Below are 2,799 nucleotides of genomic sequence, written 5' to 3' on the forward strand. Positions count from 1 at the left end.
GCCCCGGCGCGTGCTGGCGCGGCACGTGCTGCCCAACAGCCTGGCGCCGTTCTGCGTCGAATTCGGCCTGCACCTGGGCGAGTTGCTGGGCGGCGCGGTGGTCGCCGAACAGCTCTTCGCCCGGCACGGCCTCGGCCAGCTGCTGCTGGACGCCATCAACCAGCGGGACTACCCCGTCGCCCAGACCCTGATCATGCTCGCGATCGCGGTCGCCGTCCTCGTCCAGCTCGGCTCGGAGCTGCTCGTCGGCCGGCTCGACCCGCGGATCGCCCGCGCCGGAACGGGGGAGGCCCGATGACCGCCACCGCCGCCTCCACCGCCTCCGGGCGGCGCCGCCCATGGCTGCGGCTCCCGCTCCCGCCCGCACTGCGCACCCCGCGCGGACGCACCGGTGCGCTCCTGGTGCTCCTGGTCGTGCTGCTGGGACTGCTCGGCCCGCTGCTGCTCGGCACGGACCCCTACCGGCAGGGCCGGGACGCCCTGGCCGGGCCCTCCTGGGACCACCCGCTGGGGACGGACGAGGTCGGGCGCGACCTGCTGGCCCGGGCGCTGGCCGGAGTCCGCACCGAGCTGCTGGTCTGCCTGCTCGCCGTACCGGCGGCCGCCGTGCTCGGCACGCTGCTGGGGCTGCTCGGCGGCCTGAACCGGCGGCTCGGCGAACTCGTCCAACGGCTGTTCGACCTGCTGCTCGGGCTGCACGGCCTGCTGCTCGGACTCGCGCTCGCCCTGCTGGTGCGCCCGGGAACCGGCACCGTGGTGGCCACCATCGTGCTGAGCGCGCTGCCCTCCTTCGGGCGCCAGGCGCGGGCGGCCCTGCTCGGCCAGCTCGCCCGCGACCACGTGGTGGCCGCCCGGGTGCTCGGGGTGCCGCGCGGACGGATCCTGCGCCGCCACGTGCTGCCGAACGTCGTCGACGCGACCACCGCGCTGCTGGCCGTGGCGATGGCGCACGCGGTCAAGATCGAGGGCGGCCTGAGCGTGCTCGGCCTCGGCGTCCAGCCGCCCGCTCCCTCGCTCGGGGCGATGATCAACGCGGGCTCCAAGTACCTGTTCCTCCAGCCGGGTTACGCCCTGACGCCGGTCGTCCTGCTCGGCCTGCTGGTGTTCGGCCTGACCCTGCTCGCCGACTCGTTCAACCGGGAGAGACTGCGGTGACCGCGACCGACACCGACCGGGCCTCGGCCGCCGCTCACCACCTTCGGACGGAGCCCCTGCTGGAGGTGCGCGGACTGCGCGTGGAGGCGGGCGGCGCCGAAGCGGTGCGCGGGGTGGACTTCACCGTGCGGCCGGGCGAGATCCTGGGCCTGGTCGGCGAGTCCGGCTCGGGCAAGACGCTCACCGCCCTGGCCGTCAACCGGATGCTCCCGCCGGGCTGCCGCACCACCGCCGGCACCGTCCGCTTCGACGGCACCGACCTGCTCGCCCTGCCCGAGCCCGCCGTACGGGCGGTGCGGGGACGCCGGATCGGCATGGTCTTCCAGGACCCGCTGGCCTACCTCAATCCCCGGATGCCGGTCGGCCGCCAGCTCGCCGAGGCCGCCCTGGTGCACGGCGCCGGCCGCCGCGAGGCCCGCGCCCGGGCGCTCGAACTCCTCGGCCTGGTCGGCATCGACGGGCCCGCCCGCCGCTACCACGACCGGCCGCACGAGTTCTCCGGGGGCATGCGCCAGCGGGTGCTGATCGCGATGGCGATGGCCAACCGGCCCGAGCTGCTGATCGCCGACGAACCGACCACGGCGCTCGACCCCAGCACCCGGGTGGAGATCCTGGACCTGCTGGTCCGGCTGCGCGACGAGACCGGCACGGCCGTCCTGCTGATCACCCACGACCTGGGCGTGGTGGCCCGCAGCTGCGACACCGTCCAGGTGATGTACGCCGGGCGGATCGTCGAACGGGCCCCCACCGCCGAGCTGTTGGCCGGCCCCCGGCACCGGTACACCGCGGGGCTGCTGGCCGGGGTGCCCCGGCTGGACGGCCCGCCCGGCGCGCCGCTCACCGTCATCGGCGGGCGGCCCCCGGCGGCCGGCGAGGCGCCGCCGGGCTGTGCCTTCGCACCGCGCTGCGCGGCCGCCGTCGACCGGTGTGCCACCGGCGCGCCGCAGTGGTCGGGCACCGCCGATTCCGGCTTCTCCTGCCATCTCCCGGTGAATCGACTGGAAGTGACGGAACGTCAGGAAATTCAGGAGCGGCGCGTGGAGAGGGCCGCCGAGCCCGTCCTGGTCGCCGAGGAGCTCACCGTCCGCTACGGCCGGCGCCGGCCCCCGGCCCTGGAGGGCGTGAGTCTGAGCGCCGCGCCCGGCCGGGCGGTGGGAGTGATCGGCGAGTCCGGCTCCGGGAAGTCCACCCTGGCCCGCGCGCTGCTCGGACTGCTGACCCCGCAGGCCGGGACGGTGCGGGTGGCCGGCCGCTCCTGGGCCGAGGCCGGCCGCGCCGAGGAACGCGAACTGCGGCGCAAGGTCCAGCTGGTGTTCCAGGACCCGTACGCCTCGCTCAGCCCCCGGATGACCGTGCGCGAGGCGCTGGCCGAACCGCTGGCCACCCATGGCCTGCGGGACCGCGATCCGCGCGGGCTGTGCGAGCTGGTCGGCCTGCCCGAGGCGGTGCTCGACGCCCGGCCGCACCGCCTCTCCGGCGGCCAGCGCCAGCGGGTCGCGATCGCGCGGGCCCTCGCCGTCGACCCGCAGGTGCTGGTCGCCGACGAGCCGACCTCCGCACTGGACGTCTCGGTCCAGGCGCAGATCCTCAACCTCCTCGCCGACCTGCGCCAACGGACCGGCGTCGGGCTGGTGTTCATCTCGC

General features: G+C 76.0%; 3 protein-coding genes. All 3 read left to right on the plus strand.

Going from position 1 to position 2,799, the window contains the following annotated elements; all coding sequences use genetic code 11:
• Nucleotides 1-298: ABC transporter permease subunit (locus tag J0670_RS34935; RefSeq protein WP_207816510.1), on the plus strand; the 298-nt coding region annotated here is incomplete at its 5' end.
• Nucleotides 295-1,155: an ABC transporter permease gene (locus J0670_RS34940; protein ID WP_207816511.1), complete on the plus strand. Its 861-nt coding sequence runs from the start codon at nt 295-297 to the stop codon at nt 1,153-1,155. The genes J0670_RS34935 and J0670_RS34940, both read left to right, overlap by 4 nt.
• Nucleotides 1,152-2,799: ABC transporter ATP-binding protein (locus tag J0670_RS34945; RefSeq protein ID WP_207816513.1), on the plus strand; the 1,648-nt coding region annotated here is incomplete at its 3' end. The genes J0670_RS34940 and J0670_RS34945, both read left to right, overlap by 4 nt.

Origin of the sequence: Streptomyces sp. FH025 (assembly GCF_017427025.1) — a bacterium.
In the GTDB taxonomy this organism is placed as follows: Bacteria; Actinomycetota; Actinomycetes; order Streptomycetales; family Streptomycetaceae; genus Kitasatospora.